Source organism: Streptomyces sp. CC208A (assembly GCF_030010625.1).
GTDB lineage: Bacteria > Actinomycetota > Actinomycetes > Streptomycetales > Streptomycetaceae > Streptomyces.
This window is the reverse complement of the sequence record NZ_JASCXN010000004.1, coordinates 152,100-170,197: the sequence shown is the minus strand read 5'-3', so window position 1 is coordinate 170,197 and position 18,098 is coordinate 152,100. Positions and strand designations below refer to the sequence as shown.

Here is an 18,098-nt window from a genome sequence, read left to right as displayed (position 1 = left end):
ATGGTCGGAGGTTTGGCCCGCAAGACCGCGCCGAGAGACCTTGCCCGCGATCCGGAATCCTGGCCCGACTCCGCCGTCGACGACATCGCCGCCAGAGTCGTCCAGGCCATCGCCCGCGCGCTCACGCTCGCCCTCGAGCGCGACAAGCGAAGCCTGCGGCAGGTCTCCGCCGGATCCGGGGTCAACCGGCAGGCCATCGCCGACCTGCTCGCCGGCCGGTGCTGGCCGGACGTCGTCACCGTTGCCCGCCTGGAAGATTTCCTCGCCGTCCCGCTGTACCCGCGGGGCGGAATGCGCAGTACGCATGAAAATCGGCCTTCCCGTCCCGAGGGAAACCCGTCCCAAGGAACGACGAAATAGGCCACGCGCCCCCGAGGCGAGGCGGATTGCTCTAGCCTCGGGGATGCGTGAGCCACTACGAGGGTCCACGTCACTGGCTCCGAAGAGGGTCCAAGCTCAACGGAGCCCGTCCCCTTCTCCCCGCAATGGGAGGAGGGGACGTCTCATGTTCAGGGCGGCGGCGTCAGGCGTCCCCTCCCTGCGATTCCGTGACCCGGCGGGCGGCGAAGGTGCCGATCGGGTGCTCCACGGCACGGCCGTTCTTCACCAGCCGCTTGCACGTCGCGCGGGTCGTCTCGATGGGTGCCCGCCCTTCGTCGCCCTTGGTCGGGCGCCCAAGTGCCTCCGTGATGTCCTTGACCTTCATCGGTCGTCCGGCGCCCACGAGGATCTGCTCGACCGCCTGCATCAACTGCCCGGACGCCGACCGCGAAGGCCCGCCCTGCCTGGCACGCGTCTCCTCCGGCGGCTCGCCCGGTTCCGACTCGTCACCAGCGGACGCACCGCCGTCCTCGCCCTCCGCGTCAGCCTCCTGCTGGGGGCTTTGATCGTCCTCGGACGGCGCCGAGCGACCCGCGAGGAGCTCGGCGAGAGCTTCGCTCAGCTGATCGCGAGTGCTCGCGTACTTTGCCGCCTCGACTCGGAGGTCCGCGAGCTCTGCTTCGAGCTCCGAGATCCGCGCCAGCGTACGATCAGTCTTGCCGGAGTAGATCCCAACAGCCGTCCGCAACCCGGGAGCCGCATCCGGCTCGCCCGCCCCTGTGAAGTCCATCCGCCCCTCCTCGGCCCTCCCGTACGACAGGACAACGGCAGTCATCGTAGGGAATGCCAGTCGTGCCCGGCAGCCAAATGACCAACGAAGTCTGGCAGTTGAGGAGCGGCGGAGCGTGGGCCTGTTGTCTGGCGTCCCTGACCTGCGTGTCTGCGACGCCAGTCGTAATGCTTAACATCGTCAACAGTTACGGCAGATCAGGCTCTGCCACGGTTCCTGACGCCACGTCTTCGAGGACGAGGCCCGGAAGGATGGCCAGTCCCAGACTCTGAAGATCCACGTTCGGGCTGGCTGCCTTCTCTGCAACGCGGGGCGACCAGGAGGCCAGCCCGTCCAGTGCAGTTACCAAGCCTTCTCGGTCGTCACTGAGCAGGGCTGCCACGAGCGACACGACATCGGCGCGGGAGCTGCCTGCTGGAGTCGGGAGAGCGGCCAGCCTTGAGAGTGCGCGCTGGTCACGAGAACCACAGAGCGCCGTGAGGGCGGCGAGAGCGAATCGGACGGCATCGCTCTCGTTCTCCCAGCGGGACAGCAGTCTCGGCAGCTCGCTGCCGATGGCCCGCCGTGTCAGGTACTCAGCTGCAGGCTCCTCCCAGCCACCCCCGAGTGCGGTGATGCGATCGGCCAGGGAGACCTCTACAGCTGGCCCCGAAGCAGCAAGCCGCAACAGGTCGCCGAGCAGAACCAGCCGGCTGCCGGGCGCGACGCTGTCGTCGCAGATCAACTCCATGAGGAATGGGACAGCCTCGACGGTGGTGTCGGTGCAGGTGCCTTGGTGGGCTACGGCATCCGCGAGATCGCCGAGGAACTCGCCCGTTGACCCGTAGGGCTCGCCGAACGCGAACTCCTCATCGAGCAGCCACCCGACGGCATCCGGAGCGTCCTCTGCGCTGCCGTACATGCGCTCTGCGACCGCCACCACGGCCTGGACCACCGCTGTGGGCTCACCGACCTCAATGCACTTCCACGGCGGACCGGCCGGAGGTCGCACGGGATCCTTGGGCAGAGGACTTGGAAGGGCGACGTCGGCGCCGGCCTGCTCATGGACCAGGCCGTCCCGTGGGAAGACTCCTTCGAGAGTCGCAGCATGGCCCTCGCTGTACCCCTGCTGAAAACCGGCGTGGGCACGGGCCACGTGGGCCACCCGAATCCGTTCACTCCGGAAGAACGGCTCGAGAGCCATGCGCTCGTACCCGCTGTAGACGGCCAGCGAGAAGACCTGCCACCACCCCTCCAGCTCCGGATCCATCGACGGCTTTCCATACCAGAAGCTCGACGGAACGAACCGGAAGTGATCGTGGACGCGCACTGCCGTCAGACGATGGCCCATCCCGGAAAGCTCAGCTGCGGCGGCGCGGGCAGCGTCCTCACTCGGCAGGCTCAGCGTGTACTGGACTCCCCAGGCGGGAGGTGCCGCGCTCATCAGCTGCACTGCCAGGTGAACATCGCCCGCTCGAAGCGCCGCTCGGCCAGGTCTTCCGGGCGGATCAGCCAGTACAGGGCTCCGGCATCACCCCACATCATGTCCGCGGCGTCCTCGCTGTCGAACTGGGCCAGCAGCACCCAGTTGCCCGCCTCCTCGGACAGCCGCGGGTCGTCCCAGGATGCCTCGCCGTTCAGGACCGCCTCCGCGATCTCGATCTCCACAGGGTTCTGCACCGAGTGAGCGTGGCCGCCGATCTGATGCCCCACCTCTTCGTCGAACTTCCACAGCGCGTCGAGGAACTCCTGCGAGCAGACGGGGTGGTCGTACCGGTTCCCCAGCGGGGCACCGGGGGCGAAGGCAGCACGTACGGACGGATGCCACGGCTCGGTCGCCGTCATCTCCACCCGAGCGGTCAGCGGCACCACTGGATACGGCTTGAGCCCTGCAGGCGCCCCACGCTCCGTCACTTCCTCGTCAGCTGCCACATAGAGCACGCGGGCGCCCGCCCAGCTCTCTCGGTCCTCGGCCAGAACGAGAGCGTCGCCGTCGTCCAGCTGCCCATCGAAGTAGAAGAACAGCAGCGTCCCTGCTGAGGGCAGATCGATGTCCAGCGCAATCGCTGGCAGGCGCCCGCAGTCGATCGAGGCGACGAGGGAGAGCGGGCCGTGCCCGTCCCACACCGGCCACTCCACATCGACCGGCAAGGACGGGAGGCCACCGAGCCGAACGACGCCATCGTCAGAGCCGGCCGCTACCTCCAGGCGCGCACCAGGGCGAAGCAGACCGATCCACTTCTCGGCAACCTCAGGCGACAGATGCTGCAAGGCGAGAGAGTGAAGGGCATCCCGGGAACCATGTGTCATGCGCCCGATCATGCACGGCGCCACTGACAGAGACCTCGGCGGACCGCCAGCAGCACGCGCAGCCGCTCAGTCCGTGGCCGTTGACCTCCAAGCAGCGGTGACGCACCCTTCCTCCCAGTGCCACCAGCCTTTCGCTGTACCGTGTTCCAGGAGCTTGCGGATTCGCGGCAGGTCCGCCTCCGGCGGGACATCCAGCGCCACCATCCGGTACCGCTCGATGCCCTCGCCTGTCGTGCCGAGCTTGTGGAAGATCTCCAGAACGCTCTGCCGGGCAGCAGCCGAGCCGCCGTCCTTCAACACGATCAGCCGGATCGTGCAGTTCTCTGAGGATCGGACCGTCTCGCCAGCCCAGCGGACGCCCTCATCGTCGATCTCAACCCGGACGATGTCGTCGCTGGCGACTCCACGTACGAACCAGGGCGTGTTGTCCAAACGCACCGTGCCGTCACCGAGGTCCACCGCCCACAGGCTCTCGACGCTCGCCGGCGGCCAGCCGTCCTCGTCCACATCCATCCGGAAGTGGACCTTCACATGGTCGCCACTGATGCTCGTCACAAACACCATCATCCACAGGGGGCGATCACCGTCAGATGAGGCCCATGAAATCGAGGAGGAACCACTTCTCGTACTCATACCGCTCGCGAAGTGCGAATGTTCCGTCTTCCACGAGATCCTTGCCGTCCCACCACCATCGTGGCTTCGAATCGAGAGCCTCTGGATAGTTGAAGAGCTCATGGGGAAGGGGTTGCTCATCGAAGTTGCTCGGAGGCATCCAACCCTGTTCGCCGACGATGACGCCCGCGACGGCATCGGCTGTGAGTACGAAGTCGGGAGTTTCGTCGTCGTTGAACGTAAGCCGCCATTCGCGCTCGTGCAGCCAATCTGCGGAGCCGGGTTCGTAGCGCACTCGCCGGCCACGAAATCGGGCTGACATTCCATCAGTCGCGAGCAACTCCTCGTCCGAGAGATAGAGCACTGGCCGGGCACCAGCGGCTATGAGAGCCTCGCGGTCGAGTAGAAGCGCCCATGGCTCGTACGGTCCGCGCGGGCCAATGCCGTCGCGAAGCAGGACCCGACGAGCGGCATCGGAAGGCTCGCCCAGGCAGACCACAGCCTGGCTCTGTCGGTACGGCACACTCCCGCGAATCTTTCCCTCACGGAGGATGCCCACCAGCCGATCCTCGGCGGTCCCATTCGCATGAGCCGGGGGATGGTCATCGCTGCTTCGTGGGCGTCCCGTGAAGTGAACGAGAGTGCCGGGAAGGTCAGGGTGAACGCCTACGCCGGGAGAGAACCTCATACGTCTCCTTCGTGGTCTCAGGGCAGCAGAATACGGTCAGCGGCTCATGACCGTGATGCGTGAGCACGTTGGGACTTCGTCGTTTCCGCGTGCCGTTCGAGGCGTCTGGTGACCGGCGCGGTCATTCGGCGAGGTTGGGAAGCACTTTCCACCGGAGCCAGGCCAGCATCTGGTCGAGCAGGTGCACTGCCCGTTGCCGAGCAGGGAGTTCGCGTGGGGTGGTTCTCCAGTAGGAGGAGGTCAGCTCGTCGACCCGGGTGTGCAGTGCCTCTTCCGGGGCGGTGCCAGTGAGCAGTGCGAAGCGGAGGAAGCCGGAGAGCGGCCGGCTGTCGTGCAGGTCCTCTGCCAATGCTCCCGTTCGTTCCAGCAAGGGGAATGACGCCGGCTCCTCGGGGAAGCTGGCACAGAGGGCGGCCAGAGCGAGGCGGACATCCAGGGACGCGGTATCCCAACGGGCCACCAGCTCTGGAAGCGTCCGCCGGACGGCTGCGCGTGCCCGGGCAGCTGCGGCTGGATCAGTCTGCGGGTGCTGCCGGGGCCAGCAGTCCGCCGTGAGGCGGTCGGTCTCGGCGGCGATGTGGAAGAGGAGCGTCGTCAGGCTGGCTCGCTCATCAGCCGGAACGCGCTCGTCGGCGGCGAGGGCGGCCACCATGGGCACCGCCTGTGCGGTGTACGCGTTACTGATGCCCTGGTGATGGATTTCGTTGTAGAAGTCGCTTGCGAACTCGCGGTCGGAGGCGAAGGGCCCGAACTCTGGCCCGAAGAGCAGAGCACTGTGCGGCGGCAGCTCGTCGGTAGGTATCCGATCGGCCACCACGGACCGGAAGATGCGCCGCAGACCGGGCTCGAAGCACTCGTCCCGGAAGCGGTCCGCCACCGCAGCATCCCACTCCTCCGGGGGTGGGAAGGCATCAGCCATCGAATCTGATCCAGGGGACGTCGAACTGCCCGAGAGGGCGCAGGGCGCTGCGGTGGAGGGCGCCGATGCTGACGGCGGCTTCGCCGTCCTCTCCCGGGCCGTCCGAGAGTGCGACCACGATGCCGGGGCCGGTGAGGAAAGTCGTCGGATCGAGTGGTGCCATGAAGGGCCGCAGCGGGACATCCCGCAGCACGGAGCGGAGCAGGGGGACGATGTCGTCGGCAGAGGCGACGGCCTGTGCCAGGTAAGGAGCACTGAAGGTCGCCTCGTGCAGAACGAACTGGAGCAGGAACCTGCTCAGCGGCTCCTGCTCGGGCAGTGCCTCGTCGTCCCGGACGAGCAGGACGGTGTGCTCCCCGTTCTCTGTGTCCGGACGGCGTGGGCAGCACCATGACCAGCATCCCTGCCCCTCGCAGGCGAACGAGAAGTGCTCCTCGCCCCGGCCACACCGGTCGGGCTCCGGTTCGTGCACGTAGTTGTGCGAACCCAGGATTCCCGGCCGCTCTTCGGCCAGGCGGTAAAAGGCAGCCAGCGCGGCCGGCACGGCCTCCGCCGACGTGTTGATGCTCGGTTGTCGGGACCGGGCGAACCACGACTCGACGAACAGCGTCAACGCCTCCTGCGGACGCGCCACCACGAGATCCACCCACGCCGGTGTGGGCAGTACCGGATCGGGAACGGAGGGCCGGACCACCTCCAGCACCCCGCTGGCCAGCGGCTCGACGAACTTGAACTCGTAGCGGCCGGGCCCCCAGTGGCGGAACTCGGCTCGTCCGAGCAGCAAGCAACCGATACCGACCCTGATGGCGATGCTCACCGGCCGCTGCCTGAGTTCGTCGAAGCTCCAGACGTCCCGGTAGCCGGTCAGCGCCTCGTTGATGTCTGCGGGTACCTCGCCGACCAGACGGAACTGGTCCCGACTCCAGACGCCGCTGGACGCCGGGTCGTCATTGGCGTCGGCGATGATCTGGATCTCCGTGGCACCGACGATCAACGAGGCGCCGGTCAGGTCGAACCTCGTGGCATCAGGACCGAGCCGTTCCAACAGCGCACCCTCATCGACCCGGACCGGGCTCCTCTGCGGCATCCCGGCAGTGTACGTGGGAAACGATCACCGGCAGGTTGGGGAACGATCTTTGAACGCCTGCTTGCACCGCTGGTCAGCCCCACTCGTGAACAGCCCACCAGCGGATGACGAGATCCCGTCCGATCGAAAGATCGGGCGGGATCTTCGTCGTTCCGGGCGAGGTCGTTCCGGGCGAGCGGGAAGCGCCTCGCGGGAGAGCCGACGCCGCCGTGGAGCGTCTGTCCGGTGGAGTCCCGCACGCCCGTGCGGCCGGCCGGTACGTACGCGTCGATCGTCTCGTCGCGCATCCACGCGCCAGGGTTCCGGACGGCCACGGTCATCCGGCGCTACGGGTGGCTCGGCGGCGAGCGGCACTTCTCCGCGCCCCGAAGGCAACTCCCACCCGTACGTTTTCTGCGGCGGCGGCAGGGGAGCGGGAGAAGGCGGGGATGAGACCTCGGTCGCCGGGACTGCTGAATGAGGGAACGGGAGTTCTGGAGGGCCATGGGGCGGGCGCCTTCGAAGATTCGCCGTCTCCGATGGAGATGTCATCTCCGCGGCGCCGAGGAACGCCGGGGGAGCAAGGGAAATCGAAGAAGTGGAGGAAGCCTTCGCCGACGTCAAGCCGGCGGGGAGTGGGTTCGCGATCGTCGGCATCCTGAAGGACGATCACCTGGGCCTGCTGGAAGTCGAGGCGGCCGACGGGTTGCGGATCGTTCTTGAGCGGCTTGGTGAGGGGGTGGATCACCGGGTCATGATCTCGGGGTTCACCTACGACGAGGTGCCCGCGGAGACGGTGGTTCCTTTCGGTACGGCTGTTTTGGAGGGCCGCGCTCGAGTCCGGAAGAGCAGGGGGGTCTTTCCGGCTGTCCGGCTGTCCGTGCTCGTTCAGGGGGAGTGGGAAGAGAGCCGGAGGGCGGGTGAAGGGCTGGAGAGTCGGGAGGAAATCCTCATGGGTAAGAGGTGACCTTCCCATGGGAAACAGGTCGCCCTGTCCCTGGGGCCGAACCCGTCGGGCCCACGGGTGCCCCGGCGGGACGGCGTCCGGGCGTGGCCCGCACCGGGCTGCGGGGCCGGATCGCTCAGGATCACCCGTGCTGTCGAGGTCGGCCGGGCGTGGTCAGGTACCGCCTGCGAGGCCGTTCCGCGGGCGGACTCGGCGGACAACTCTCCCTTGAGGGAACGTCAGCGATTTTGGCGCGGCCAAGTTTGCTTTACCGGTCTGGAGTTGGACGGGTGAGTGGGCGTCGGGTCGAGGTAATTCGGTCCCCGGAAAGCCGATCCTGATGGGAATTCCGGACTGTTCGCTCGGTTCTCTGCCGAAAGCGCGACCCTTCGGGTGGGTGCTAACGAATCGATCAATATTTCTGACGGGTTGAATGATCCTTAATTGCGGAGGGGGGTGAATTGATTACTCTGCGCGCCACCCGGGGGGTGCGTTCCGTGTCCAATCGGTCACAAAGGCTCCGCTCGGCTTCCCGAAACCCGTTCCTTGTCCGCCTCTCGCGGGAATTGTGATCTTCGCCTCATGGGTGAAGATCGCACCCCGATCAGGATGTGTGTCGTCCTGGAACAGGACAAGCAAGGAGAATCATCGATGCATCACCCCTACGGTGATGGGGCGGGGGCTCGGGGGTCGTATAGATCTCCCCTTGTTTCCGTGGCCCGTGAAGCCGAGTCGGACTGGTCCGGCTCCACTCTCGTCTTCACTCGGCGCAAGCGGGTGGTGAGCCGAATAGCGCTGACCGTGGTCGCCGCGCTCGGCGTCCAGTCCGCGGTCACCGTCGCCGCCAGTGGGCAGGCCGTCGCCCTGTCGAAGGACCTGCCGGCCGCCGTGGCCGAGAAGGCCGGGGCGGGGGGCGTCGCCACCGAGGCGAAGAACCTGGCTTCCGCCCAGGTCGCGGCGCGGCTGTCCGGCGAGCGCGTCGAGGTGCTCGGCGAGCGTACGGAGTCCACCACGACGTGGGCGAATCCGGACGGCAGTGTGACGCTGGAGGCCGCCGCGGGGCCCGTCCGGTTCCAGGACGAGCGGAGCGGGGAGTGGCGTGACGTCGACGTCGAACTGGTCGAGCGGGCGGACGGGAGCGTCGCGGGCAAGGCCCATCCGCTGGACCTGACCCTCGCGGGGAAGACCGCGACCGCGCGGGCCGCCGAGATCAAGGCGTCCGGCAGGAAGCCGGGCGACCCGAAGACGCCGGCGGTTCCGCTCGTCACCCTCGACGACGGGGACGGGAAGGAGATGACCGTCTCCTGGCACGGTGCTCTGCCCGCTCCCGAGGTCGACGGCACCGAGGCCCGGTACGCCGACGCCATGCCGTACACGGATCTGATCGTCGAGTCCACCCGTACCGGCTTCGAGCAGTTCCTGGAGCTGAAGGACCGGCGGGCCGTCGACGCCAACGGCACCGTGAACCTGAGCCTGGTGGCCAAGGGGCTCAAGGCCGAGGCCAACGCCGACGGTTCGGTCACCTTCGTGGACGGCGAGACCGGCAGGAAGGCCGGACTGCTGCCCGCGCCGGTGATGTGGGACGCCCAGGTCGACCCGCGCAGCGGTGAGCACACCCACACCGCGAAGGTGGGGCTGAAGGTCGCCCAGCGCGGCAACCGGATCGACCTCACCCTCACCCCGGACGCCGCGTTCCTGGCCGACCCGGCGACGAAGTTCCCCGTCACCGTCGACCCGGCGGTCAACATCGGGGCCGGCTTCGACACCTTCGTCCAGCAGGGGTACACCACCGACCAGTCGGCCGCCACCGAGCTCAAGCTCGGCAACAACGGCTCCGGCCAGGTCGCCCGTTCCTTCCTCGCCTTCCCGATGGCCACCATCAAGGGCAAGCAGATCACCGCGGCCAAGCTGAACCTGTGGAACCACCACTCCTGGTCGTGCACGGCCAAGAGCTGGGAGGTCTGGGACACCTCCTCGGCGTCCACCTCCACCCGCTGGACCGCCCAGCCCAACTGGAACCGCAAGTGGGCGACGTCCACCGCCACCAAGGGGTTCTCCTCCAGCTGCGCCGACGGCTGGGTCAGCACCGACATCACCACCCTGGCGCAGGCGTGGGCGGCCAACGGCAACGGCACCAACACCCTCGGCGTCCGTGCCACGGACGAGACCGACCCGTACGGCTGGAAGCGCTTCAACTCCGCCAACGCCGCCTCCAACACGCCGTACCTGTCGGTGACGTACACCTCGTACCCGGCCGTGCCCACCGCACTGGCCGTCGACCCCTCGCAGGTCAACGCGTACAACGGCAAGCGGTACGTCACCTCGCTGACCCCGCAGTTGTCCGCGAAGGTCAGTGACCCCGACGGCGGTACGGTCTCCGCGCAGTTCGAGGTCACCCCCGACCCCGCCTACAACGACGCCGGCACCTACGGCTACACCGCGACCACCGCGGCCGTGGCCTCCGGCGGCACGGCCAAGCTGACCGTCCCCGCCGACAAGGCCTTCCCGGCCGGCTCGCACCTGCGCTACCGGGCCCGCGCCTACGACGGCGGCCTGTACAGCGGCTGGACCGGCTACACCGCCTTCGTCCTCAACACGGCCAAGCCCGCCGCGCCGAGCATCGTCTGCGACGCGTACCCGAAGGACATCTGGTCGGACAAGTCGGCCACCGGCGCGCGGTGCACGCTCGACACCACCTCCACCGACGGCCAGGGCTACCTGTGGGGCCTGGACGACCCGGCCGTGCCGAACCGGATCGACGACACCGCCAATGGCACCGGCGGCGACCCGCAGACGGTCACCGTCAACCCGGCCGACGGGTGGCACACCCTCTACGCCAGGACGGTGGACTCCGGCGGCAACCTGTCCACCGCGACCACCGCGTACTCCTTCGGCGTCGGCGCCGACGGCGCGGCGCTGCTGACCCCCGGCGAGGGAGAGCGCCCGGCCCGCCGCGTCGGCCTGTCCGCCAAGGGCAAGTCCGACTACACCGGCGTGACCTACCAGTACCGCCGCGGCGAGACCGACACCTGGAAGAACGTACCGGTCGCCCACGTCACCAAGGCCGCCGACGGCTCCGCCGTCACCGCCTGGCCCGTGGCCACCGCCTCCGGCGTCTCGCCCCAGCTGACCTGGAACGTCACCGACACCCTCGCCGAGGACGGGCCGATCGACGTCCGGGCGGCCTTCAGCAACGGCACCGGCACCGGCTACACGCAGGCCAACACCGTCACCGTCGACCGCGACGCGGGCACCGCGCCCCTCGGCAAGGCGGGCCCGGGCACGGTCAACCTGCTCACCGGTGACCTCGGTCTGTCCGCCACGGACGCCTCCGCGTTCGACATGTCCGTGTTCCGCACGGCCTCCTCGCGCCGCCCGGCCGCCGGGACGGAGCAGGAGGGCCAGGCGCCGATCTTCGGCCCCGAGTGGGTCTCCGGCACGGTCGCCGAGATCACCGAGAGCCAGTGGACGCTGCTGCGCAAGACCTCGGACACGGCCGTCGCCCTGGTCGACGCCGAGGGCGAGGAGACCGGCTTCACCGCCACCAACGGCGGCGGCTGGAAGCCCGAGCCGGGCGCCGAGCACCTGACGCTGACCGGCTCCCTCACCGGCTCCTTCACCCTGAAGGACACCGAGGGCATCACCACCACCTTCACCCGGGTCGACCCGGCCATGACCGCGTGGAACGTGTCCTCGACCTACCTGGCGGCCGACAACTCCACCACGACGGTCGTCTCGACGAAGACCACCGTCGGCGGCAAGACGATGGCCCGCCCGAAGTGGGTGATCGCCCCCACGTCCGCGGTCCCGGCCGCCACCTGTGAGACGGCCCCCGCCACCAAGGGCTGCCGGGTCCTGGAGTACGTCTACCCGCTGACCACCACCGCCACGGACACCGCCTTCGGCGACTACGTGGGCCGCGTCAAGCTGATCCGCCTGTGGGCCACCGCGCCGGGCGCGGACGCCTCCACCTCCGTCTCCGTCGCCGCGTACCACTACGACGCGACCGGCAGGCTGCGGCAGGCCTGGGACCCCCGCGTCAGTCCGTCGCTGAAGACCGAGTACACGTACGACACCGCGGGCCGGGTCGTGCAGCTCACCCCGCCCGGCGAACTGCCGTGGACCTTCACCTACGGCAAGGCGGGCAACGCCGCCACCGCCGGTGACGGCATGCTGCTCAAGGCCTCCCGCGCCGGCCTGAAGCAGGGCACCGCCGACACCGTCGAGGGCACGGCCACCACCAGCGTCGTCTACGACGTCCCGCTGACCGGCGCCACCGCGCCCCAGCAGATGGGCATCGCCCAGGTGAAGGCCTGGGGCCAGACCGACGCGCCGACCGACGCCACCGCCGTCTTCCCGGCCGACGTCACCCCCGCCGGCCACGCCGGCTCCGCCCTCACCGCCGCCGACTACCGCCGCGCGGTCGTGACGTACACCAACGCCTCCGGGCGCGAGGTGAACTCCGCGCAGCCCGGCGGCGGGATCACCACCACCGAGTACGACCGCTTCGGCAACACCGTCCGCGAACTGACCGCCACCAACCGGACCGTCGCGCTCGGCCTCACGGCGGCCGACAAGAGCGTCCAGGCCGACCTCGGCATCACGCCGCTCACGACCGCCGAACGCGCCGAACTGCTGTCGACCCGCGTCCTCTACAACGACACCGGCACCCGGCAACTCCAGCAGTTCGGACCGCTGCGCCGGATCTCCCTGACCAAGGACCTCGTCTCCGGCGGCACCACGCTGCTGACCGCCGGCACGTCCGTGGCCGCCCGGGCGTGGACGGTCAACGAGTACGACGGGGGCCGCCCGACGGACGGCACCGCCAAGATCGCCGACCAGATCACCAGGTCGGTCACCGGGGCGCAGATCGCCGACTTCCCGGCCCTGCACGCCGAGACCCGGACCACGCAGACGGTCTACGACTGGGTGAAGGGCCTGCCGACCAAGACCGTTCAGGACCCGTCCGGCCTGGCCCTGACCACCACCACCGAGTACGACGCCCAGGGCCGCGTCACCAAGCAGCTGCTGCCCGGCGCCACCGGCACCGACGCGGCGACCCGCGTGACGACGTACTGGACGGCGACCGGCACCGGCACCTGCGCCGGCCGCCCGGAGTGGGCGGACCTGGTCTGCTCCACCGGCCCGGCCGGGGCGGTCACCGGCGGCGGGACCAACCCGTCCCAGCTGCCCACCGTCGTCACCGAGTACGACCGCTGGGGCGCTCCCGCCAAGGCCACGGAGACCGCCAACGGCGTCGTCCGCACCACCACGGTGACGGTCGACAACGCCGGCCGGCCGCTCCAGACCAGCATGACCGGCGGCGCCGGCCAGGCGGTCCCCACGGCCACCACCGAGTACGACCCCGCCACCGGCAGGGCCGTCAGGACCACGAGCCCCACCGGGGGCACGATCACCCGGCAGTTCGACCGGCTCGGCCGCGTGATCGCCTACACCGACGCCGACGGCGGGGTCACCAGGACCGAGTACGACCTCCTGAACCGCCCGGTCCGGGTGTCCGACAGCGTTCCCTCCACCGTCGGCTACACCTATGACCACGCCTCCGAGCCCGGCGGCATGGCCACCTCGATGACCGACTCGGTCGCCGGCACCTTCTCCGTCCGCTACGACGCCGACGGCGGGGTCACCGAGGAGAAGCTCCCCGGCGGCTACACCCTGACCGTCGACCGGGACACCACGGGCACGGTCCGGGGCCGCACCTACGTCCGCGACAGCGACGGCCTGCCCGTCTTCTCCGACGCGGTCGACGAGTCGGTCCACGGCCAGGTCACCGGCCACGTCGGCTGGTCGTCCCAGCAGTACCGCTACGACGCCGCCGGCCGGCTGACCGTGGTCGAGGACGAGACCGAGGGGATCTGCACCCGCCGCGCGTACGGCTTCGACAAGCGCACCAACCGCACCTCGCTGACCAGCGCCCCGGGCGCGGAGGGCGCCGCCTGCCCGACCACGGGAGGAACCACCACCACCCACACCTACGACAGCGCCGACCGGATCGTCGACAGCGGATACGCCTACGACGCCTTCGGCCGCACCACCGCCCTGCCGGGCACCCAGGTGGAGTACCACGCCAACGACCTGGTCCACCGGCAGACGGCCGGGACCGTGCGCCAGACCTGGCAGCTGGACGCCGCGCAGCGGTTCCGCTCCTGGACGGTGGAGCAGGACGAGGCCGGCACGTGGACCACGACCGCGGCCCGGCTCAACCACTTCGCCGATGACGGTGACAGCCCCCGCTGGATCGTGGAGGACACCACCGGCGGCGACGTCACGCGCCTGATCGACTCCGTGACCGGCGACCTGGCCGCCACGACCGGAGCCGAGGGCGGCACCGTCCTCCAGCTGACCACCGTCCACGGCGACGTCGCCCTCCAGCTGCCGCTGGACCCGGCCGACGCCCCCCTGGCGCTGGACAACGACGAGTACGGCAACCCGCGCCCGGGCCAGCCCGCCACGCGGTACGGATGGCTCGGCGCCGCCAAGCGCTCCGCCGAGACCCCGGCGGGCCTCACCCTGATGGGCGTGCGCCTCTACAACCCCGCCACGGGCCGCTTCACGACCCCGGACCCGGTGTACGGCGCCAGCGCCAACGCCTACGAGTACGCGCTGGGCGACCCGGTCAACGGGTACGACCTGGACGGCCGGAAGCCGACCAAGACGACCTCGTGGAAGCGCATCTCCACCTACTGGGTCAACAGCAAGTGGTACAAGTCGACGTACAGCAACATGCCGAGGCCGCTGCGGGCCTTCTTCCAGGGCATCCAGGCCAGGTTCTTCCTCGGCGTGTACATCGACAGCATGCTCTGGCAGTACCGGAACCGCTGGGGCGTCTGGGAGCGCTACGTCAACGGCGCGAGGAAGGTGAAGCGGGGCAAGGTCACCACCGGCTACTACAACTTCGCGGACCGGTCCCGGATCACGGTGTGCATCCCGTGGGTCGGCTGTTACTCGAAGACCTCGCCGTGGGACGACGGCAGGTGGGGGTAGCCGGGATCGGCGCCCGCTGATCCGGACCCCCTGATCCGGGCCCCCTGATCCGGGCCCCCTGATCCGGGCCCCCTGATCCGGGTCCCCTTGCCCCGGATTCCCGACTGATCCGAACCCGACGAGGGGTGTGCGGGGCGGCGTACACCGCCCCGCACACCCCTCCCTGACCCCGGAAACTCCTAGGACCGCACATGCTCACTCTGAACGTCGTTCTCGGCCTCGGCTGCCTGGCCGTGTTCTTCCTGTCCGCCAGCCGTTCCTCCGGACGCGGGGACCGGCTGCTCTGGGCCGCGGTCCTCGTCCTGGCCGCCGGGGGGACCACCCCGCGCCTCCTCGGCGTCGGGGCCGCGACGGTGACCGCCACCGTCGTCACGGCGCTGTCCCTCGCCGTGCTGCTCCTCGTGCTGGGCGCGATGCGCAGGCGGTGACGTGACGGACCGGGACGGGGGGCGTCAGGCGGTGGTGGCCACGGAGGTCAGCCAGGCGTTCCAGTCGCTCTCGTAGTCGAGCGAGGTGAGGAAGGAGCGCGCGGCGGCCCAGTTGCCGGTGCGGTAGTGGCCGAGGACGATGGCGACGTCGGCCGGGTGCTCCTCGACCATGTAACGGGCGGCGAGATAGCCCCAGTTGTACGTGCGGTTGACGTCGCTGTTGGCGTACGTGGTGTCGAAGAGCGTGCGCAGGGAGTACGTGTGCTTGCCGGCCTCGGCCAGCGCCTTGGTGTAGGGGATGCCGCGGTAGGAGTAGGAGATGTACTCCGCGATGCCCTCGCCCCACCACACGGTGGGGGTGGTCTGGCTGGCGCCGAAGTCGCCGTACAGGTTGTAGCGGCCGTCGAGGTAGTGCGTGTACTCGTGGTTGAGGTTCCAGATCTGCCAGCCGGGGCTCACGTCGGTGCGCTCGTAGCAGATGAACCGTGCCTGGTTGCCCGGCTTGGAGGGGTCTCCCTCCAGGTACATGCCGCCGTTGTTGGTGTCGATGCCGTAGATCTTCCGCGCGTAGTTCTTGTAGTCGGCGCTGGAGTTGAAGACATCGACCTCCAGGGTGGTGTTGTAGTCGTTCGCGACCGGCCCCGGGTCCTTGACCACGTTGTGGAAGAAGGCGTCCTGGTTGGCCAGGCTGTCGCAGGTCGCCGCGAGCTGGGCGGCGGTCATCTCCTGGGCCCGGATCCGCAGCGCCGGGCTGCAGTCGTGGACGATCGGCAGGATGCGCGACTCCAGTCCGCCGCCACCGGGGCCGGGGGTGCCCTTGGCGGTGCCGTGGGCCGGGCGCTGTGCCGGGTCGGCGAAGACGTGGTCCGGCCTGGGATCGGCCGGGGCGGCCGCGGCGGCCTGGGCGGGGGCGGCCGCGGCGCCTGCTATGAGCAGGGCGGCGGCAAGGGCCATAGCGCGCACGATTCACTCCTGGGGATGGGGAGTCGGGGGACCCGCCCGGTGGCGGGCTGCGCAGTAAAATGGCACATGTCACATGTCTTTTCAATGCAATGCGCAAGCCCATATCGAGACAGCTCGCGAGGAGCGGCACCCGCGCACGACGAAGCCCCGGCCGGTCGGGACGACTGGACGGGGCTTCGGGGTCGGTGGAATCAGATCAACGGCTTCGCGTAGCAGCGGCTGCTCTCGTACTCCCGGTAATGGCCGAACTTGGCGCACGGCTCGTACCCGCTGGAGGTGTAGAGCCCGATGGCCTCGGGCTGGGCGGTCCCGGTCTCCAGGACCATGCGGGTACGGCCCGCGGCGCGGGCGTCGTCCTCCAGGGCGGCGAGGAGCAGGCGGGCGAGCCCCAGGCCGCGCGCCTCGGGCACGACGTACATCCGCTTCAGCTCGGCGTCCCCGTCCGCGTACCCGAGCTCATTCTCGTCCTGGCGGCGCCAGGCGCCGCTGGCGACCGGCCGGCCCTCGGGGTCGTACGCGAGGAGGTAGAGGCCGTGCGGCGGGACGAACATCGAGGGGTCGAGCGGTGTGACGTCGCCCTCGCCGTCGTACCGGAGGACGTACTCCGCCTGCACCGCGTCCTGCAGTTTCACGGCGTCGGGGTGGTCGTACGGCGTCGGCTGGATGTGCATGACGGCCATCGTACGTGTATGCGACCGGGCGGTGTCGGTATCCTCCCGTGATGCTCACTGTCACGTCCGCGAACGTCAACGGTCTCCGCGCCGCCGCCAAGAAGGGCTTCGTCGAGTGGCTGGCGGGCACCTCCGCCGACGCTGTCTGCCTCCAGGAGGTGCGCGCCGAGGAGGCCCAGCTGCCCGAGGAGGTACGGGCCCCCGAAGGCTGGTTCACCGCCCACGCCCCCGCCGCCGCCAAGGGCCGCGCCGGCGTCTCCCTCTACCTGCGCCGCGAGCCCGACGCCGTGCGCGTCGGCTTCGGCTCGACCGAGTTCGACGCCTCCGGCCGCTACATCGAGGCCGACCTGCCCGGCGTCACCGTCGCCAGCCTCTACCTCCCCTCCGGCGAGGCGGAGACCCCGAAGCAGGACGAGAAGTACCGCTTCATGGGCGAGTTCCTGCCCTACCTCAAGGAGCTGCGGACCCGCGCCGCCGCCGAGGGCCGCGAGGTCGTCGTCTGCGGCGACTGGAACATCGCCCACCAGGAGGCCGACCTCAAGAACTGGAAGGCCAACCGCAAGAGCGCCGGCTTCCTCCCCGAGGAGCGCGAGTGGCTCACCCGCGTCCTGGACGAGGCCGAAGGCGGCTACGTCGACGTCGTCCGCTCCCTCCACCCCGACCAGGAGGGCCCGTACTCCTGGTGGTCCTACCGGGGGCGCGCCTTCGACAACGACTCGGGCTGGCGGATCGACCTTATCGTCAGTTCGCCTCGCTTGGCCGAGCGGTGCGTGAAGGCGTATGTGGAACGGGCCGCGAGCCATGCGGAGCGGTGGAGTGATCACGCACCCGTGACCGCCGTGTTCGACGTGTAAGGACTGGCAGTGGAAAGCCCCGCCCGGCTGTGTTGCTCGCCGTCGCCGGACGGGGCGTCACACGCGCTTCGCACTGTCAGGCGGAGATCCCCAGCCCAGCTCTCGCAGCGGACACGACCTCTGGGGAATGAGAGCTCCAGGGCAACGCGCCCGGTGTTCGGTTCGTGCTCTTCCCGTACCGCCAGAATGCTCTCCCCGATGTGATCCGCGAACGGTGTCTCGCTGTCGATCGCTCCCACGGTGACGTGTCCCGCGTCGCCCATGTCGTATCCGGTATGCGGCTCCGACTCCTCGACGATCAGACACCCGTCCGATCCAGTCGTGACGTGAACGGTGGCACCCCGGTCATCGATCAGCCACACGTCCAGCGGCCCCGCAGGGTCATCGCCGCCATACACGTGCCGCGATACGACGACCTCCGTGAGCAGGTGCCCCATGAGGCTCTGTGCCGCCGCCCCACCTCCGTGAAGCGGGCACCCGTTCGACTTCTCGGTCTCCATCTGCCGACAGTACTGCCAGCCGACTTCTCAGCTCACAGCCTTATAC

At 69.4% G+C, this 18,098-nt stretch carries 14 protein-coding genes and 1 pseudogene; 5 read left to right on the top strand and 10 right to left on the bottom strand.

Annotated elements, in window-relative coordinates; translation table 11 throughout:
- Positions 1-12 precede the first annotated feature (12 nt).
- The gene (locus QK442_RS06920) at positions 13-360 is read left to right on the top strand and encodes a helix-turn-helix transcriptional regulator (protein ID WP_282692948.1); all 348 of its coding nucleotides are present in this window, start codon (positions 13-15) and stop codon (positions 358-360) included.
- A gap of 163 nt (positions 361-523) precedes the next feature.
- Here the strand turns inward: QK442_RS06920 and QK442_RS06915 are convergent, their stop codons facing one another.
- From QK442_RS06915 to QK442_RS06885, 7 genes are all read right to left on the bottom strand, one after another.
- Positions 524-1,156, bottom strand: coding sequence for a hypothetical protein (locus QK442_RS06915; RefSeq protein ID WP_282692947.1), 633 nt, complete (start codon positions 1,154-1,156; stop codon positions 524-526).
- A 142-nt stretch (positions 1,157-1,298) separates the two neighbouring features.
- Positions 1,299-2,534, bottom strand: coding sequence for a hypothetical protein (locus QK442_RS06910; protein ID WP_282692946.1), 1,236 nt, complete (start codon positions 2,532-2,534; stop codon positions 1,299-1,301).
- Entirely contained in the window at positions 2,534-3,361 is an 828-nt protein-coding gene (locus QK442_RS06905; protein ID WP_282692945.1) for a YwqG family protein, read from the bottom strand. Before QK442_RS06905 ends, QK442_RS06910 begins: the two co-directional genes overlap by 1 nt.
- Before the next feature lie 105 nt (positions 3,362-3,466).
- A complete protein-coding gene (locus QK442_RS06900; protein WP_282692944.1) occupies positions 3,467-3,955 on the bottom strand; it encodes a DUF4265 domain-containing protein in 489 nt (162 codons plus the stop codon).
- Positions 3,956-3,986: 31 nt separating this feature from the next.
- Entirely contained in the window at positions 3,987-4,571 is a 585-nt protein-coding gene (locus QK442_RS06895) for a hypothetical protein (RefSeq protein WP_282692943.1), read from the bottom strand.
- Positions 4,572-4,821: 250 nt separating this feature from the next.
- Positions 4,822-5,619 carry a hypothetical protein gene (locus QK442_RS06890; protein ID WP_282692942.1) on the bottom strand — a complete coding sequence of 266 codons (798 nt, stop codon included), beginning with the start codon at positions 5,617-5,619 and terminating at the stop codon, positions 4,822-4,824.
- On the bottom strand, positions 5,612-6,706 hold the full coding sequence (locus QK442_RS06885) for a hypothetical protein (protein ID WP_282692941.1): 1,095 nt from the start codon (positions 6,704-6,706) through the stop codon (positions 5,612-5,614). The genes QK442_RS06890 and QK442_RS06885 overlap by 8 nt, the downstream gene beginning before the upstream one ends.
- A 577-nt stretch (positions 6,707-7,283) precedes the next feature.
- Between QK442_RS06885 and QK442_RS06880 the strand changes: the two genes are divergently transcribed.
- The 3 genes from QK442_RS06880 (at position 7,284) to QK442_RS06870 (ending at position 15,064) form a co-directional block, all read left to right on the top strand.
- Entirely contained in the window at positions 7,284-7,652 is a 369-nt protein-coding gene (locus tag QK442_RS06880) for a hypothetical protein (RefSeq protein WP_282692940.1), read from the top strand.
- A 693-nt stretch (positions 7,653-8,345) separates the two neighbouring features.
- Entirely contained in the window at positions 8,346-14,636 is a 6,291-nt protein-coding gene (locus tag QK442_RS06875; protein WP_282692939.1) for a DNRLRE domain-containing protein, read from the top strand.
- Between the two features lie 191 nt (positions 14,637-14,827).
- Positions 14,828-15,064 (top strand): hypothetical protein, encoded by a 237-nt coding sequence (locus QK442_RS06870; RefSeq protein ID WP_282692938.1) that lies wholly within the window; start codon positions 14,828-14,830, stop codon positions 15,062-15,064.
- Positions 15,065-15,100: 36 nt separating this feature from the next.
- Here QK442_RS06870 and QK442_RS06865 read toward each other — a convergent pair.
- Together QK442_RS06865 and QK442_RS06860 are read right to left on the bottom strand one after the other, a co-directional pair.
- A pseudogene (locus QK442_RS06865) lies at positions 15,101-15,853 on the bottom strand (collagenase); the annotation flags it as partial.
- 365 nt (positions 15,854-16,218) lie between these two features.
- On the bottom strand, positions 16,219-16,698 hold the full coding sequence (locus QK442_RS06860; RefSeq protein WP_282692937.1) for a GNAT family N-acetyltransferase: 480 nt from the start codon (positions 16,696-16,698) through the stop codon (positions 16,219-16,221).
- A 50-nt stretch (positions 16,699-16,748) separates the two neighbouring features.
- Between QK442_RS06860 and QK442_RS06855 the strand changes: the two genes are divergently transcribed.
- Positions 16,749-17,552 carry an exodeoxyribonuclease III gene (locus tag QK442_RS06855; protein ID WP_282692936.1) on the top strand — a complete coding sequence of 268 codons (804 nt, stop codon included), beginning with the start codon at positions 16,749-16,751 and terminating at the stop codon, positions 17,550-17,552.
- Here the strand turns inward: QK442_RS06855 and QK442_RS06850 are convergent.
- Complete coding sequence (locus QK442_RS06850; protein WP_282692935.1) at positions 17,519-18,052, bottom strand: hypothetical protein; 534 nt, start codon at positions 18,050-18,052, stop codon at positions 17,519-17,521. The two genes, QK442_RS06855 and QK442_RS06850, sit on opposite strands and share 34 nt — an antisense overlap.
- Positions 18,053-18,098: the final 46 nt, after the last annotated feature.

What these genes read in the sequence shown, in the direction of transcription:
- QK442_RS06860 (WP_282692937.1), bottom strand. Translation starts at nt 16,698, where the DNA reads ATGCACATCCAGCCGACGCCGTACGACCACCCCGACGCCGTGAAACTG.
- QK442_RS06910 (WP_282692946.1), bottom strand. Translation starts at nt 2,534, where the DNA reads ATGAGCGCGGCACCTCCCGCCTGGGGAGTCCAGTACACGCTGAGCCTG.
- QK442_RS06870 (WP_282692938.1), top strand. Translation starts at nt 14,828, where the DNA reads ATGCTCACTCTGAACGTCGTTCTCGGCCTCGGCTGCCTGGCCGTGTTC.
- QK442_RS06915 (WP_282692947.1), bottom strand. Translation starts at nt 1,156, where the DNA reads ATGACTGCCGTTGTCCTGTCGTACGGGAGGGCCGAGGAGGGGCGGATG.
- QK442_RS06850 (WP_282692935.1), bottom strand. Translation starts at nt 18,052, where the DNA reads ATGGAGACCGAGAAGTCGAACGGGTGCCCGCTTCACGGAGGTGGGGCG.
- QK442_RS06855 (WP_282692936.1), top strand. Translation starts at nt 16,749, where the DNA reads ATGCTCACTGTCACGTCCGCGAACGTCAACGGTCTCCGCGCCGCCGCC.
- QK442_RS06890 (WP_282692942.1), bottom strand. Translation starts at nt 5,619, where the DNA reads ATGGCTGATGCCTTCCCACCCCCGGAGGAGTGGGATGCTGCGGTGGCG.
- QK442_RS06885 (WP_282692941.1), bottom strand. Translation starts at nt 6,706, where the DNA reads ATGCCGCAGAGGAGCCCGGTCCGGGTCGATGAGGGTGCGCTGTTGGAA.